Source organism: Paenibacillus amylolyticus, assembly GCF_051136285.1.
GTDB classification, from domain to species: domain Bacteria; phylum Bacillota; class Bacilli; order Paenibacillales; family Paenibacillaceae; genus Paenibacillus; species Paenibacillus amylolyticus_F.
This window is the reverse complement of the sequence record NZ_CP194938.1, coordinates 2,139,707-2,155,138: the sequence shown is the minus strand read 5'-3', so window position 1 is coordinate 2,155,138 and position 15,432 is coordinate 2,139,707. Positions and strand designations below refer to the sequence as shown.

Sequence of the window (15,432 nt, the reverse complement as noted above, 5' to 3'; positions counted from 1 at the left end):
AATGTAACGATCTCAGGAGACGCTATTTTAGTTATTTCTATGGAAAATGGGTAAAAATCACATGTTTCCATTGAAATAAGGTCACTGGTGATCGTTACATTTTTTAGGTTGTGAAAAACGTCAAAATAAGGTTTCTGGTGATCGTTAGCATTGGCATGAAGTGGACATCGATGTGCCCACAGAGGAAACAGCCATTTTGATGATAGACAAAAAGTTGTCTAACCTAAGCCTTTGACACATTTCCCCATTTTCGTTGACTCACTGTCAGTGGTACATTTTCAGAATTCTGCACTCTTCTAAGACTTGCCGAGGTTCAATTCACTCCTCAAACTTCCTTATCCGGCCTGGACTCCGCTACTCCTTCGTATCTCTGTTGCTCTTAGGCTCTCAATGTCGATCCCAAACGAAGTTTCGTTTTAACTTCTCGCCGCCAAGGTGATCAGTCTGTCCATACCTTCCCGAATCTGTTGCTCTCGGACGTAGGAGAAGGAGAGGCGGAGCTTGCGGCTGCCCGATGCGTGCGAGGGATCAAACACGGTGCCAGGTACAAAAGCAATGGAGTGCTCCATGCTTTGGTGCAGTAGCCTACCTGTGTCAATCCCCTCGGGAAGCTCGGCCCAGATGTTCAGACCACCCTCGGGGCGTGTCCACGTCCAGTCCGTCTCCAGAAGACACTGCTCCATCACTTCCATTCGCAGCTGAAGCGCGGTTCGCAGTTTGGACAGATGCTGATGCATGCGTTCGGATTGAAAATATCGTAGAAACAGCTTCTGATTGAGTAGCGGTGACCCGTTGTCGGTCAAAGCTTTGATCGCTTGTAGCCCTGGCATGAGATGTGGACGGCACATAATAGCTGCGATACGCAACCCCGGAACTACGTATTTACTGTAGCTGCGAATGTACAACGTATGCCCGGAGGTATCGTAAGTGAAGATGGGTGCTGGCGGTTTCTCTTTAAAATAAATATCATACGTGCTGTCGTCCTCCACCAGATAACAGCCATACTGTTCAGCCAGTTCGGGCAGCTGTTTGCGCTGCTCTACAGAAATGCTGATCCCCGTTGGATTTTGAAACGTCGGTGTCATATAAAAGAGACGTGGCTTCTCTGTTTTCATCAGATGCTCAATCTGCTCCAGATCATACCCCTCGGGATGGATATCGGTAAAAACAAGCCGTGCGCCCTGTTTGCGGAAAATTTCCATGGCAGGCCCGTAAGTTGGTCGCTCAATCAGTACCCGATCTCCGGGCTTGACCAGTGCACGAGAGATGACATCAATCGCTTGTTGTGCACCGGAAGTAATTAGCACTTCGTCAGAGGACAGGTAGAAACGTTCCTTCGCCGTCAGATGACTTGCCAGACTGCTACGCAGTTCCAGATCACCTTGAATGGTTGAATATGTGCCCAATAGACGAGGGTATTGATCCAGCAGGTCGCGCATTAACTCCCCCCAATACCGGTTGGGCAGTAGCGCAGGATCGATCAATGACTTGGAGAACTGATATTCAGCTTCCAGCGATTGCACACGATCCAGTGTATCCCAATGGAGCCATGCCGACACAGACGGATCATCCGCTTGATCCGTAAGCGCTAATGGTTTCGCAGGACTGACGAAATAACCGGACTTGTCTTTGACGTAGACAATCCCGCGTTGCTTTAATTCCTGATACGCTTTGAATACCGTAAGCCGATGTACGCCGAGCAGTTCGGACAGGCTTCGCACCGAAGGCAGTTTTTCCTGTTCAGCCCACTCACCTGCTTCGATCCGCACCATGAGATAATGGATGACTTGCTCGTACCGTTTCATGCTGTTATCTGTCATCATTAACGTTTTGCCCACCCGATCCACGCTCCTTTTGATCTTCATTGTAACAGCTAATGGGAGATAACTGTTCTGTTTTATTCATTCTGTTCTGTAGACCATGAGCTATGATGGAGAACAGATAAAGGAGTGGTTAACATGGTGGGGATTGCATTTACCGTAATGTGTCTTGTTTTTGGCACAACGTTTCTGGCGATCAAAATTGGAGTAGAGGCAGGCATGCCGCCTTTTCTATCCGCTGGACTGCGGTTTCTGATCGCAGGAGCTTTAATGTTTACATGGATGTGGATGAAGGGGAAAGTGAGCTTGTCCCTGTTGTTCCGCAAAGAAATGCTGATTACGGGTACAGGGCTGACATTTGGAACCTTTGCCACGTTATATTGGGCTGAACAGCATGTCAGTTCCGGTGTTGGGGCTATTCTATCGGCGACAGGACCGCTGATGATTATGCTTATGCAAACGGCAGTGTTACGGCAGAAAACATCTTCGCGTATGATTATAGGCTGCCTGATTGGTTTTACAGGTGTGGTACTCGTCGTATTACCAGGAGTATCGCTTGGCGCGGGTTCACTATTTTTATGGGGATGTATCGCTGTGTTAGTGGGGGAAATCTGTTATTCAGCAGGTACCTTATACTCCAAGAAGGTCATTCATCAGTTTAGCGAGATGAGTCCTGTTGCGATCAATGCGGTGCAGATGATGTATGGTGGTGTGTTGTTATTCATCCTGTCGGCGTTGACGGAATCCTGGAATATGTCGGCACTGGATGTACTGCCAGCGGTGTCCTCCGTGATCTATCTGACGGTAGTCGGCTCGATGGTCGGGCACAGTCTGTTCTATTGGATTATGTCACGCACAAATCCGCTGTTCCCGGCAACCTGGTTATACATATCACCACCAATTGCGGTTGGGCTCGGTGCGATCGTGTACGGAGAACATGTCAGCTGGGTGACGTGGGTCGGTGTGGGTCTGGTTATCTCGGGACTGCTGGCAATGAATGAGAAGGTGAGCGGTTGGTTGTGGAAAGGGAAACGTACGAAGGTGATCGTGCAAGGTTCCTAGAATACCAGGTAAATCTCCTCTATAGTATGATAGGAAAAAGTCTTACTTTGAGGAGTCGTGTAAAAATATGAGAAAAGTTTTCTTGAATTTCATCGCCAGCGTTATCATTACTATCTTTGTATTCTTTCTTGTTATATTTTTCGTTCATATCTCAGATTCCACGAATATTATGGTCTCGGTTGGGATTACTGTTTCGTTACAAATTTCTTTCTTAACGGCGGTATTGCTTGCGAAAAATAAGAAAAAATAAAAACAAAGCCCGGAACCACAAATCATGGTGGTATCCGGGCTGTTTTTTGTAACGGACTGTACTTGCTCAGAAATACTCCGTAAATACTATACCTTTACTCTGCGTTCAGTACAAACTTCTCGATCACTTCTTTTACGCCGTCTTCGTTGTTGCTCGCTGTAATATAGTCTGCCAGATCTTTCAGCGCAGGGATGGCGTTGCCCATCGCTACACCCAGTCCAGCCACTTCCAGCATCTCGTGATCGTTCCAGGAGTCACCGATGGCGATACACTCACTAAGCTGATGACCGAAATGGTCAGCCAAGAACGTCAGAGCATGGCCTTTGGTACCTTCTTTGTGCATAATTTCGAGGAAATACGGTTTGGACTTGGTGATGTGTACTTCAGATCCCAGCAGTTCACGAAGCTCAACAGCCACTTGATCCAGATAGTCTGGCTCGTCGATGATGAGCAGCTTTGGTGTTGGTTGTTCAATGACTTTGATGAAATCAGATTCGATGTAATATTGTGTGCCGTTTAACTTGGCATAATCGAGCAGCTTTTGATTTTCTTCACGAGCATAGAGCTTGTCGTCGATGTACGTTTGCAGATGCAGGTTTTTCTCCAGGCAGTAGTCGAACAATTTACGTGAAGCCTCTTGCGGCACATAGCGCTCATAGAGTACTTTTTCGTCAAGCAGGTTTTTCACCAAAGCACCTTGATAGGTGATAATCGGCACGTTCAACTTGGTTTGGCGTGCAAGTGCTTGTGCGGAAGCGTAAGCACGTCCTGTAGCGAGGGTTACCACTACATCGTGTGCCACGGCTTGTTCCAAAGCCGTTTGTGTAGCAGGTGTAACTTCTTTGTTGTCGTTGATGAGGGTGTCGTCGATGTCGATAGCAATGAGTTTGTAAGTCATGTGATGTTTCTCTCCTTTTTTATCTGGTTCTATATTTATTGAACGAAACAGCCTCACACAAAAACTCCGATGACGAATAACCTTTCAATCACTGTTATCCCCAGATTTTTTTGATCTTTATATTCTATAAGGAGAAAATTTGGTGATAAGCATATGCTTCCGATGTAGCTTTCTTGCAGAAAGCTTTTAGGCGAACGCTTTGCTTTTCCAGGTTTCTTCTGTCCTCTTCGTTGCTGTGATTCTATTTCGTTCAAACAATCTATATCCATCTATATTTCGTATTTCCTTTGTTACTCCTCCAGGAAAACAAGGCCGATAAAGTCTTCCAGCTCCAGGTTGCCGAAGTAATGTTTCACATCCAGACCTTCCAGTGCGGAGCGCACTTCAGTCTCGTCATAACGCTTGCCACGTAGCATGTCCTCGATATCTGCCACATCGCCAACCCCGAAGAAATCGCCGAAGATTTTGATATCTTCAATGCGTCCATCCTTGATGTTCATGCGCAGATCGATGATGCCAACCGGGAATTTGCGAGTGTGTTTCACATTGCTTTCCGGTGACAGACCGTAGTTCCAGTCCCAGTTGTTATAACGCTCGGCAGAGATTTCTTTGATTTTGTCCCAGTCTTTCTCGGTCAGCTTGTACTGAGGAACGTCCTGCGGCTCCATGCGGAAGATATGACGTAACAACTCATCGCGGAACTCTTCAATCGTCAGATTGCTGTCAATCAGATCACGAATGTTGGCCACCCGGCTGCGCACCGATTTGGTGCTTTTGGATTTGAACTTCTCCGGATTGACATTCAAGGATGCCTGAACATGCTCCAGATTCAGATCAAACATCAAAGTACCATGACTGAACATGCGACCACGGGTAGCAAATTGGGCGTTGCCCGAAATTTTCTTTTCGCCGACTTGCAAATCATTGCGCCCGGTCAACTCGGCATTAACACCAAGCTCGTGCAGGGCTTCAACCACAGGCTGGGTGAATTTGCGGAAGTTATGGAAGGATTGACCGTCATCCGCCGTAATGAAACTGAAGTTCAGGTTGCCCAGATCGTGATACACCGCGCCGCCCCCGGAAAGACGACGAACCACTTGTACACCGTTATCCTGAACGTACTCGATATTAATTTCTTCAATGGTATTTTGGTGTTTACCGATAATGATCGATGGACGGTTGATGTAAAACAATAGATAGCTATCATCTTCCATCGGCAGATGCTTCAGAATGTACTCCTCAATCGCGAGGTTTACAGAAGGATCTGTAATGCCCTGGTTATCTACAAACAGCATGGTCATTCCTCCATTAATGTATGTGAGAGGCGTGAAGCCCCCTATGTAGTGATGCTTGTACAAAAGAATCAGAAAAATGAAATTCCTGAAATTCCTCTTCTATTGTAAACGAATTGTCGTTGGGACACAAAGAAAACACGTTGATGCCATTTATTTTGATACAACTCTTTACAGGCGGATGAATTCAAAAGCAATCCAGGATTGACCCATCCCTCATATGCCATCCATAATAAAAAGAACAGACAGAGAGGATGACGGAAGAATGACCGGTAATATTGAAGTGTTCGGACATGGCGGAGATGTGGAGACGGCAGCTTCGCGGTTTGGAGGCCATGCGGCAGATTTCCTCGATTACAGTGCCAATATTAACCCGTTAGGACCGCCCCAAGAGGTGCTCGAAGCATTGCAGCAAGGTCTGCATTCGGTGCTTCGTTATCCTGATCCGGGCCATCGGGGATTTAAAGCACTCTTGAGCGAACGTTTGGGAGTAACGCAGGAGCAGATTTCCGTAGGGAATGGTGCGGCTGAAAGTATGGCGCTGATTCTGCTGGCACTTGCTCCGCGTAAGGTTGGAACAGTGGAACCAGGTTTCTCGGAATATCGCGCTCTGGCACAGCAATTTGGTGCAGAGGTCATGCATACTACAGGTCGGGAAGAGTTAAATTGGCAGGCGAGACCCGAAGATATCGAACAGTTGATGGAAAAGGTAGATCTGCTTTTTATCGGACAGCCAAACAATCCAAATGGGGTGCAATATCCGGCGGAGGTGATTCACAGGTTAGCTCGCAAAGCCGAAGCAACGGATACGGTGCTCGTTATGGACGAGGCCTTTATTGATTTTATTCCAGCGGCCCAGCGTCAGTCTCTTGCTCCGCATTTGCATAAATACCCGCATGTGATCATCATCCGTTCAATGACCAAGTTTTATGCGATTCCAGGTCTGCGACTTGGATACGCTATGGGCAGCGCGGAATATATACGGGCGATGACGGAGAAACAGGTCACTTGGAGTGTGAACGGATTGGCACTCATCGCAGGAGAAGCTTGTTTGCGCAGCGGTGAATGTTTCGAACAGGACACGATATCGCAAATTACGCATGAACGGACACGATTAGTTACCTCGCTGGAGGCACAGCGATTTAGCGTGATGCCGGGTGAAGCGAATTTTATTCTGGCGCGTGTGCCAGAACCTTGGACGGCAGCTTCCATGCAGGAAGCTTTGGGGCGACAGGGAATTCTAATTCGCAACTGTTCGATGTATCCGGGCCTTGATGCAGGGCATGTACGCTTCGCAGTCAAAGGGGCAGAAGCCAACGAAAGGTTGATTGAAGTGCTCAGAAGTGTGCTTGAACGAAGAGAGGGAGGGAAGCGGTTGTGACACTCCCGTTTTATAACTATTTTACATATGGAAAAGTAGAAGATAATACCTATGCGTCTTCTTCCTGGCCGGGTCTGCACATATCTGCTCATGAACGGCATATTAAAGCTCAGAGCGCAGATCCAGCTCTTGCGCTGTCCAGCGCGGTTTATGGCGGCGGGATGCTCGAATTGAACCGCGTCTTTAACATCTATGTGGACAAACACTACCGCTGTGATGATCCGCCCCGTGATATCGCGGAGGCGTTGCAGGATTGGCAGGAGCAAGCCGATCAATGTGCCGGATTATTAACTGCGGTCAGGCTGGAGCATACCTCCATTCAGGAATATAGAAGTTCGGAATTTGGGCTGTTGTGCTGTACAACTGCCGGTGTATCGAATGCTGCAAGGGCAGGTTCGGAGAGAACTGTTTTTGATGTGCATGGGAAAAAAGAAAAGCCGCCATATATCCCTGGCACGATTAATATCATGCTCTGGTTTAATGGACAGATGACCCCAGGGGCAATGGTCAATGCGGTTCAGACGGCAGTGGAGGCGAAAGCGGCAGCGCTTGCGGATGCAGGTATTGCTGATTCAGAGAACGGACTTCCTGCCACAGGCACAACAACCGATGCTATGGTGTTAGCTGTAGGTCAGCCTGCAGATCATAGCCAACCACTTCACACCTACGCGGGTACAGCTACAGCTTTGGGTGCGGCTATTGGCAGACTAGTATATGATACGGTGAAAGAAAGCCTTGAAGCTGGACTGCAATGGAAAGAGAGGGTCGGGCAGCAATGATGACATTGGAATTGGAACAGTTATGGGCATCATCGTTCTGGGTTGGCATGGCGGGAGCCTGGATCATCATTCTCGCGTACATATTAGACCGATGCATTGGAGACCCGCGCTGGATTCCGCATCCGGTTATTGGTATGGGGAAAGGCATCTCGGCACTGGAGCGTGTGATCCGGGCACGTGTGAACACAGACGCGGGGTTGAAAAAAGCCGGAGTCCTGTTCCCCTTCTTGATCGCAGGGGGTTCTTTTGCCGTCACTTGGGGGCTTTTGCTTCTGCTTGGTATGATTCATCCGATCTTAGCGATCGCAGCCGAAATCATTCTTATCGCGACGACGACTGCGTCCAAAGGTCTGCGTGATGCAGGCATGGAAGTGTACCGCCACCTGAAACAGCAGGATTGGCCTGCTGCACGGCGTTCACTCGGTATGATTGTTGGACGGGATACAGCACATCTGGACGAGCCTGAGGTCGTTCGGGGGACAGTGGAGACGGTTGCGGAAAATATTGTGGATGCCATTGTATCACCTCTATTCTATGCACTCATTGGTGGTGCTCCGCTGGCTATGGCCTACCGTGCCGTCAACACGCTGGATTCCATGGTTGGTTATAAAAACGACAAATATCTGCATCTCGGTTGGGCCTCTGCCCGGCTAGATGATTGGGCGAACTGGATTCCTGCGCGCGTTACTGCTGCGCTGTTAATTCTAGGTGCGTGGGTGTTGAAGCTGGATCCCAAAGGCGCAGCCCGAATGGTTGCCCGGGACGCGAGATTGCATCCTAGTCCCAATAGCGGTTTTCCCGAATCGGCAGTAGCTGGAGCGCTCGGCATTCGGCTGGGCGGCCATAATGTGTATCATGGTGTTGCTTCGTTTCGTGCTTATATGGGAGAGGTTACACGGCCGATGGAGGCTGAAGATATTGTGCAAACGACACGGCTGATGTTCTGGTCAGCTGGAGCCTTTGTTGTGTTTTGTTTCTTGGTGACCTTGGGTGTGTGGCTGGCAGGAGGGGCACTGTTATGGCAATAAAGGGAGGGCACGAGCAACGAGAGTCAGAACCGGATAAACCACAACAGGATAGATCACAACACTCTGGCCCGCAGCGTAGCATTGTGCTGATTCGTCATGGAACAACCCGGTGGAATGTGGAAAAAAAATATTTGGGGCATACCGACATCGGTCTGCTGCCTGATGCACAAGATGAGCTGGCTTCGCTACGGGAACAGTGCCGCGACATCACTTGGGACGATGTGTATTGCAGTGATCTGCTTCGCTGCCGACAGACGCTGGCACATATTACGCCACAGGTTGCTGCGCAGACGAAGTTTGATGCGCGCCTGCGCGAGAATGATTTTGGACTGTGGGAAGGCATGAACTACGAGCAACTGAAAAACAACCCTCAGTATCGGAACTGGATTGATCATCCACGGGAGGTTACACCACCTGAAGGTGAAACGTGGCAGGTATTTGCGGGACGGATTGATTCTTTTCTTCATGATCATATTTGGTCTGAGGTGACTATTTCACAAAGAATTCCACATAAAACGATACAAAAAACTTCACATCAAACGACACAAAGAATTTCATATGGAAATTCACATAGGACACTGATCGTGACACATGGCGGAGTTATCCGTTATATGTTATCCAGGCTCATGGATAGCGTAGAGTTCTGGGATACACATGTAATCCCCGGACAAGCCATTCAGGTTGACATGGAAAAGCAGGGGGAACACTGGCTTGGCAGACGAGTGAATTTTCCACCTGTCGGGTTGTAAGGTGATGCAATATACCCTATAATCACAACAGAAGTGTGACTCCCGTACGGACATATTTTGTGTGATGGCTTATGATGCCTGAGCTGACGTGATTCGTGCGAAGAACACTGCGACAAGTTTGATCTGAGTTAACCATCTATAACGACCAAGGGTCCCGAGTGCAACGCAGTTGCTCATGATGAGCAAGGACAAGCTCCACTATGCGCACAAGGGTAAAATGGGGAAGCTGGTGCAAATCCGGCACGGTCCCGCCACTGTGAAACAGGAGCAATCCTGTAAGTCAGATTACCAGCCCTGGACGTACAAGCCGATGTTCCTTCGAGGAAAGGACAACGTTTCGGGCTATTTCTATGCGCATGAACAGCTACCTTGCTGCACATGTACAGATGGCCATATGCGAGACGTCATCCCTGATCCCTGAATGAGGATTCAGGGATTTTTCTTGTTGCACACGATGTGATGGAGTCATCTTATACACGTATAACGGAGAGTGCAGAACCAATTTGGAGAAACGAAGTGCTCGCTTGAAAGCTTTCTGCAAGAAAGCTACATCGAAAGCATACGCTTATCACCGGATTTTCCCCTTTGAATAAGGGAATCAAAAAAAATCTGGGGATAACAGCAATCGGAAAATGGTACTGCAATCGGAGTGGCATCGTGTATATAACAAAAGCAACAACAATAGCACAGATAGAGAAGGGGAGAATGAATCAATGATTAAGAACTGGAAATCACTAGCATCCTTGCTGAGCGCAGCGATGCTGGCACTCGCGCTGGCTGGATGTGGTAATGCTGCAACAAAAGAAGGGGCGGGTAGCTCAAAGCAACCTGCACAGGAGCAGTCTCAGGAACAAACGCAAACCGACCTCAAAACCCAATATCCACTGACAATTACGGATGCAACAGGTGAGTCTTTCACTTTTGAAAAGGCACCAACCAAAATTGTTTCGGTATCTCCGGCTGAAACGGAGTCTTTGTTTGCTCTCGGACTGGACAAAGAGATCGTAGGTGTATCTGATTATGACGATTATCCAGAAGCGGCAAAAACAAAAGCGAAAATGGGCGGCATTAACAAACCGAATGAAGAAACGGTTATTGCAGCAGATGCGGATATCGTATTCACAGGTATTTCAATGAGCGAGGATGCAGTGAAAAAGCTGCGTGATCTGGGGATTACCATTTTCAAAACCAACCCTAAATCCATCGACGATGTCATGAACAATATCGAAACATTTGGTAAAATTACCGATCATCAAGAGCAGGCACAGAAGCTGATTACACAGATGAAGCAGGATGTAACAGATGTCACTGAAGCGGTGAAAACCGTAAAACCAGAGGACAAGAAAAAAGTATACATCGAGTTCTCCCCAGGCTGGACAGTAGGTAAAGGTGAGTTCATGGATGAACTGATCAATGTAGCCGGGGGTACCAATATTGCTGCTGACAAAGAGAGCTGGTATGAAATTAACGAAGAAAATGTCATTGCTTCCAACCCGGATGTTATTTTGTACGCAAATGATGTTGTAGACGAGAATTCCAAAACGCTGGATCAGATCATCAAGTCGCGTAGCGGCTGGGATCAAATTACAGCGGTGAAAAACAATGCTGTGATTGGATTGGATGCCAACTTACTGAGCCGTCCAGGACCACGTGTAACCCAAGGTTTGAAAGAAGTAGCCAAAGCGATCTATCCTGACCTGTTCAAATGAGCAGAAAACTGATCCTGTTCGGAACGATGGGCATGGCGCTGCTGGTGCTTACCGTGCTCATCTGCACGGGCATTGGTTCAGTAGCGCTGCCGATCCGGGACATCGCAGGTATTCTCATTCACAAAATGCCATGGGTGGGTGAGTGGATCACACCCGATTGGAGCAAGGCGGCCGAACAGATTATCTGGAAAGTGCGCTTCCCGCGTGTCTTGCTGGCCGTGCTTGTCGGTGCTTCGCTAGCGATTGCAGGTGCAGGTTTTCAAGGTGTGCTGCGCAATCCGCTCGCTGATCCATTTACACTGGGGGTATCCTCAGGCGCTTCAGTGGGAGCGGCGTTCCTGATATTTTTTGGACTGCAGTATGCGCTGATTGGCATTTGGACGCTGCCGCTGGTTGCTTTTTTGACCGGGATCGTTACGTTATGGTTTGTGTTGTCGCTGGCTCGTGAAGGGCGTAAAATACCAACGCATAGCCTGATTCTGGCAGGTGTGGTTATGCAAAGTTTCCTGGGTGCTGTCGTTTCTTTTCTGTCGACGATGTCTAAGCAGACGATTAATGAAATTATATACTGGACGATGGGAAGTCTGGCATTACGCGGGTGGTCGTATACGGCCATCCTTTTCCCGTATTTCCTGCTTGGGCTAATCTTTTTGTGGAGCCGTGCACGTTCACTAAATGTTCTGGCACTGGGTGAACGTCAGGCAGCACATATCGGTGTGGGGGTGGACAGACTCAAGTTATCCGTACTTGCTGTGGGTACTCTGCTCACGGCAGGGGCTGTCTCCGTTTCGGGTGTCATCGGTTTTGTTGGCCTGGTTATTCCCCATATTTTACGGTTAATTGTAGGGCCGGACTACCGACTATTGTTGCCTCTGTCTGCAATAGGTGGGGGGATCTTTATGGTATGGGCAGACACGATTGCCCGCTCCTTGCTCGCGCCAACGGAAATTCCGCTGGGTGTCGTGACCGCTTTTGTTGGCGCTCCGTTTTTCGCCTACTTGCTGCACCGAAACAAAAAGTTGCAGAGGGGGATGATGCCGTGAGTGGTGCAACAGTGCTGGTATCTGTTACAGAGGCTGGAAAAACCTATGGTGATCATTGCGCCTTACAGTCTATCGACTGGCAAGTTAAAGAAGGAGACTGGTGGGGTGTCGTCGGTCCGAATGGAAGTGGTAAATCGACATTGCTCCAGCTTATAGCAGGAACGGAATCGCTAAGTGAAGGTCAGATCAGCATTGAGGGTCGTGATATCGGATCATACAGCCGTAAGGATCTGTCACGTATGATCGCGGTTTTGCAGCAGGATGGTTTGCCTGCGATCTCCTATCCTGTCCGAGATGTTGTCGAAATGGGAAGATACCCGTACCAGAACTGGTTGGGCCGGGAATCGGCGGATGGAGCACGGGTGGTGGACAGAGTGCTTGAAGAGTTGGGACTCACGGAGCTGGCGGATCGGCCGCTCGATTCCCTGAGTGGTGGACAACGGCAGCGTGTAGCTCTTGCCAAGGTGATGGCACAGGAGCCGCGTCTGTTACTGCTGGATGAACCAACGACATTTCTTGATATCAAATATCAATTGCAATTTATGGAGTTACTGGCTGCATGGCAGCAGAAGAGCAACATTACGATTGTAGCGGTGCTGCATGATCTCAATCTGGCTGCATTGTTTTGCGATCATATTTTGGCTTTACGAGAAGGCTGTGTAGCAGGCAAAGGTACACCTCACAGCTTGATGACGAAAGAGCAGATTCATGAGGTTTTTCGTGTCAAACCTGCGATGGTGCCCCATCCGGATCATGCCGTTCCTCAACTGCTACTGCGGCGGGACAAGTATTGAATGAAGCGGGAGAACCCCCTATTTTGAAGAAGGAAGTGCGAGTTGTATGAAGAATGAACAGGTGTTGGGACAATTATTAAACAAGATTACGGCTCCTGACCAAAATATTGCTGCGGAAACGTCTGCTCATGTGGATATATTGACGAAGCCACCCGGCAGTCTCGGTAAATTGGAAGACCTGGTGATTCGACTGGCAGGCATGACAGGCAATGCACGTCCACGCTTTGATCGCAGAGCTGTTATCGTAATGGCTGCTGATCATGGTGTAGTGGCAGAGGGGATAAGTGCTTTTCCAGCCGAGGTTACACCTCAGATGGTCATGAATTTTCTGGCTGGAGGTGCTGCAGTCAATGTACTTGCTCGTCATGCCAGAGCAGAAGTGATCTGTGTTGATATCGGCGTGAATGCTGACCTTGAACATGCAGACCTGCTCTCCCGAAACATCCGTAAAGGCACTGCCAACATGGCCCAAGAAGCAGCGATGACTCGGGATGAGGCAATTCAGGCTATTTTAGTAGGCGTGGACGTAGTTACGGCAGAGGTTGCCAAAGGAACACAATTATTTGTCACCGGAGAGATGGGGATTGGTAACACCACGGCAAGTGCTGCAGTGATGAGTGCGCTCACTGGGGTTGAACCCACGGCTGCGGTTGGACGAGGAACAGGTTTGGATGATGCAGGGGTGCTTCGCAAGGCTGCTGTCATAAGTCAGGCTCTGAGTGTAAACACCCCAGACCCCGAAGATGCGCTGGATGTGCTATGCAAGGTAGGTGGACTGGAGATTGCCGGACTCACCGGTGTTATTCTAGCAGCTGCGGCCCATCGCTGTCCGGTTGTTGTTGATGGCTTCATCTCTACAGCTGCGGCATTGATCGCGAGACAACTGGCCCCGCAAAGTACAGCTTATATGATCGCTTCCCATACTTCACATGAGAATGGCCATGCGGCTCTGTTGCGTGAACTTGATTTGAAACCGATGTTGGATCTGGACATGCGTCTGGGTGAGGGAACAGGTGGAGTGCTCAGTCTGCATCTGATTGATGCGGCATGTTTGATTTTGAATGAGATGGCAACCTTTGCAAGCGCGGGTGTGTCCCGATGAGTGTATTGGTTACTGGCGGGGCGCGTAGTGGTAAAAGTTCATTTGCCGAGCGTCTCTGCATGCAGCGTTCCTCTGAGGCTTGGTATGTCGCAACAGCTCAGGCGTATGATGACGAGATGCGTGAACGCATTGCCAAGCACCAGAAGCAGCGCGAAGAATCGGGTTACCTGTGGCGCACGATGGAGGAACCGCTGGCTCTGCCTGCTCTGATCAACCGAATGGGTGAAGGGCATAGTGGGACTTCCGCCCCTACGATCCTGGTGGACTGTCTGACGCTCTGGCTAACGAATGTTTTGTTGGCCCATGAGCATGACGAAAGTCATGTATTACAAGGTCATTTGGATGCGCTGGTTGAAGCGATTCGAACCTATCCCGGTTTACTTGTGCTGGTTACCAATGAAGTAGGGGATGGCATTGTACCGGAGTATAAGCTTGGCCGCGTTTATCGTGATCTGGCAGGTGTGCTCAATCAGCGGATTGCAGCAATCTGTCGTGAAGTGTTTCTCGTTACAGTGGGCATTGCAATTGAATTAAAAAGCAAGGAGTATCGTTTATGAAAGATAGCACAGCGGGCTCAGCCGTTCCGCAGCCGAAACATGCGGCTGCAGCGGCCTTTCAGTTTCTGTCCCGATTCCCTGTGAAAATGCAACTCGAATTTGTGCCGCCATTGCTGCGTGAAAGCGTGGTGTATTATCCGCTGGTCGGCGCTGCCATCGGTCTATGCGTCTGGCTTGTCGGGGCTCTGAGCGGTGCCCTTCTTCCGGCTTTTCCCGCAGCGGTTCTGACCTTGACCGTATGGGTCTGGCTTACCGGGGGATTGCATCTCGACGGATGGATGGATACAGCGGATGGCCTGCTCAGTCACCGTAGCCGTGAGCGAATGCTGGAGATCATGAAGGACAGCCGCGTGGGAGCCATGGGTGTCATTGCCTGTGTGCTGTTGCTAATGATGAAGGCGTCACTGATCGCGGACTTTATTGCTCGGGGTAACTGGGTGTATGGTGCGCTGCTGGTTCTGCCCATGATCTGGAGCCGGTGGTTTATGGTCTATGCCATGTCAGCTTGGCCTAATGCGCGCGAGGATGATGGACTTGCCGTTTTATTCAAAGGTCTGGGTGAGCGGAAGGAAGTTCAGCGGGCACGCAGCGCTGCCATCGGACTGACGTTGATCGCAGGAGTTGTGACCATTGCTGCCGTGTGGCTGATTAAACCAGATACAGCGATCGCCGATGCTATGGTCAGCGGTTTTGGATCACTGCCGTGGTGGTTGTATCCTGTAACGGCAGTCATCATACTGCCTTTGGCTTGTTATTTTATCGGGCGATTTGTCGCTGCGCGGATTAGTGCACGGCTCGGAGGTCTAACTGGAGATACATATGGTGCCATGAACGAACTGTTGGAGGCGGCTTTATTGATGTTATTAAGCGTGCTTCAAGGGCTGTTTTGGTTGTAGAGATAAGCTGTTGGGAATTTTCGTCTGATAGTTTCGTTACACAGTAAGTTCATCTTACGGAAGACTGGGGTG

The 15,432-nt window shown here is 49.3% G+C and carries 14 protein-coding genes and 1 riboswitch; of the genes, 11 read left to right on the top strand and 3 right to left on the bottom strand.

Annotation, left to right across the window (positions count from 1 at the left end; translation table 11 throughout):
- Window positions 1-416: 416 nt before the first annotated feature.
- Window positions 417-1,838: a PLP-dependent aminotransferase family protein gene (locus ACR8BL_RS09565; protein WP_434756648.1), complete on the bottom strand. Its 1,422-nt coding sequence runs from the start codon at window positions 1,836-1,838 to the stop codon at window positions 417-419.
- Window positions 1,839-1,958: 120 nt separating this feature from the next.
- On the opposite strand from ACR8BL_RS09565, the gene ACR8BL_RS09560 reads away from it, so the two are divergent.
- Window positions 1,959-2,882: a DMT family transporter gene (locus ACR8BL_RS09560; protein WP_434752402.1), complete on the top strand. Its 924-nt coding sequence runs from the start codon at window positions 1,959-1,961 to the stop codon at window positions 2,880-2,882.
- A gap of 344 nt (window positions 2,883-3,226) precedes the next feature.
- Here ACR8BL_RS09560 and ACR8BL_RS09555 read toward each other — a convergent pair whose 3' ends face one another.
- Both ACR8BL_RS09555 and ACR8BL_RS09550 read right to left on the bottom strand, forming a co-directional pair.
- A complete protein-coding gene (locus ACR8BL_RS09555) occupies window positions 3,227-4,030 on the bottom strand; it encodes a Cof-type HAD-IIB family hydrolase (RefSeq protein WP_434752401.1) in 804 nt (267 codons plus the stop codon).
- Between the two features lie 290 nt (window positions 4,031-4,320).
- Window positions 4,321-5,325 (bottom strand): lipoate--protein ligase, encoded by a 1,005-nt coding sequence (locus ACR8BL_RS09550; protein ID WP_434752400.1) that lies wholly within the window; start codon window positions 5,323-5,325, stop codon window positions 4,321-4,323.
- Between the two features lie 262 nt (window positions 5,326-5,587).
- Here ACR8BL_RS09550 and cobD point away from each other — a divergent pair, with 262 nt between their 5' ends.
- The 10 genes from cobD to cobS all read left to right on the top strand — a co-directional run bounded on the left by cobD (window position 5,588) and on the right by cobS (window position 15,360).
- Window positions 5,588-6,703: a threonine-phosphate decarboxylase CobD gene (gene cobD / locus ACR8BL_RS09545; RefSeq protein WP_434752399.1), complete on the top strand. Its 1,116-nt coding sequence runs from the start codon at window positions 5,588-5,590 to the stop codon at window positions 6,701-6,703.
- A complete protein-coding gene (locus ACR8BL_RS09540; protein ID WP_434752398.1) occupies window positions 6,700-7,482 on the top strand; it encodes an adenosylcobinamide amidohydrolase in 783 nt (260 codons plus the stop codon). The genes cobD and ACR8BL_RS09540 overlap by 4 nt, the downstream gene beginning before the upstream one ends.
- A gap of 47 nt (window positions 7,483-7,529) precedes the next feature.
- On the top strand, window positions 7,530-8,510 hold the full coding sequence (cbiB, locus tag ACR8BL_RS09535; protein ID WP_434753062.1) for an adenosylcobinamide-phosphate synthase CbiB: 981 nt from the start codon (window positions 7,530-7,532) through the stop codon (window positions 8,508-8,510).
- Window positions 8,501-9,259, top strand: coding sequence for a histidine phosphatase family protein (locus ACR8BL_RS09530; protein ID WP_434752397.1), 759 nt, complete (start codon window positions 8,501-8,503; stop codon window positions 9,257-9,259). Before cbiB ends, ACR8BL_RS09530 begins: the two co-directional genes overlap by 10 nt.
- 174 nt (window positions 9,260-9,433) lie before the next feature.
- Window positions 9,434-9,570, top strand: a riboswitch (cobalamin riboswitch).
- Between the two features lie 402 nt (window positions 9,571-9,972).
- Window positions 9,973-10,968 (top strand): ABC transporter substrate-binding protein, encoded by a 996-nt coding sequence (locus ACR8BL_RS09525; protein ID WP_434752396.1) that lies wholly within the window; start codon window positions 9,973-9,975, stop codon window positions 10,966-10,968.
- Entirely contained in the window at window positions 10,965-12,011 is a 1,047-nt protein-coding gene (locus tag ACR8BL_RS09520; protein ID WP_434752395.1) for a FecCD family ABC transporter permease, read from the top strand. Before ACR8BL_RS09525 ends, ACR8BL_RS09520 begins: the two co-directional genes overlap by 4 nt.
- A complete protein-coding gene (locus ACR8BL_RS09515; protein WP_434752394.1) occupies window positions 12,008-12,805 on the top strand; it encodes an ABC transporter ATP-binding protein in 798 nt (265 codons plus the stop codon). Before ACR8BL_RS09520 ends, ACR8BL_RS09515 begins: the two co-directional genes overlap by 4 nt.
- A gap of 46 nt (window positions 12,806-12,851) precedes the next feature.
- The gene (cobT, locus tag ACR8BL_RS09510) at window positions 12,852-13,907 is read left to right on the top strand and encodes a nicotinate-nucleotide--dimethylbenzimidazole phosphoribosyltransferase (RefSeq protein WP_434752393.1); all 1,056 of its coding nucleotides are present in this window, start codon (window positions 12,852-12,854) and stop codon (window positions 13,905-13,907) included.
- Window positions 13,904-14,464 (top strand): bifunctional adenosylcobinamide kinase/adenosylcobinamide-phosphate guanylyltransferase, encoded by a 561-nt coding sequence (gene cobU / locus ACR8BL_RS09505; RefSeq protein WP_434752392.1) that lies wholly within the window; start codon window positions 13,904-13,906, stop codon window positions 14,462-14,464. Before cobT ends, cobU begins: the two co-directional genes overlap by 4 nt.
- Complete coding sequence (cobS, locus tag ACR8BL_RS09500) at window positions 14,461-15,360, top strand: adenosylcobinamide-GDP ribazoletransferase (protein WP_434752391.1); 900 nt, start codon at window positions 14,461-14,463, stop codon at window positions 15,358-15,360. Before cobU ends, cobS begins: the two co-directional genes overlap by 4 nt.
- The last annotated feature ends 72 nt before the right edge of the window (window positions 15,361-15,432 follow it).

Bases quoted from the DNA above. Each gene is read 5' to 3' on its own strand.
- ACR8BL_RS09560 (WP_434752402.1), top strand. From the start codon at position 1,959: ATGGTGGGGATTGCATTTACCGTAATGTGTCTTGTTTTTGGCACAACG.
- ACR8BL_RS09555 (WP_434752401.1), bottom strand. From the start codon at position 4,030: ATGACTTACAAACTCATTGCTATCGACATCGACGACACCCTCATCAAC.
- ACR8BL_RS09550 (WP_434752400.1), bottom strand. From the start codon at position 5,325: ATGCTGTTTGTAGATAACCAGGGCATTACAGATCCTTCTGTAAACCTC.
- cobD (WP_434752399.1), top strand. From the start codon at position 5,588: ATGACCGGTAATATTGAAGTGTTCGGACATGGCGGAGATGTGGAGACG.
- cbiB (WP_434753062.1), top strand. From the start codon at position 7,530: ATGGCGGGAGCCTGGATCATCATTCTCGCGTACATATTAGACCGATGC.
- ACR8BL_RS09530 (WP_434752397.1), top strand. From the start codon at position 8,501: ATGGCAATAAAGGGAGGGCACGAGCAACGAGAGTCAGAACCGGATAAA.
- ACR8BL_RS09525 (WP_434752396.1), top strand. From the start codon at position 9,973: ATGATTAAGAACTGGAAATCACTAGCATCCTTGCTGAGCGCAGCGATG.
- ACR8BL_RS09520 (WP_434752395.1), top strand. From the start codon at position 10,965: ATGAGCAGAAAACTGATCCTGTTCGGAACGATGGGCATGGCGCTGCTG.
- cobT (WP_434752393.1), top strand. From the start codon at position 12,852: ATGAAGAATGAACAGGTGTTGGGACAATTATTAAACAAGATTACGGCT.
- cobU (WP_434752392.1), top strand. From the start codon at position 13,904: ATGAGTGTATTGGTTACTGGCGGGGCGCGTAGTGGTAAAAGTTCATTT.
- cobS (WP_434752391.1), top strand. From the start codon at position 14,461: ATGAAAGATAGCACAGCGGGCTCAGCCGTTCCGCAGCCGAAACATGCG.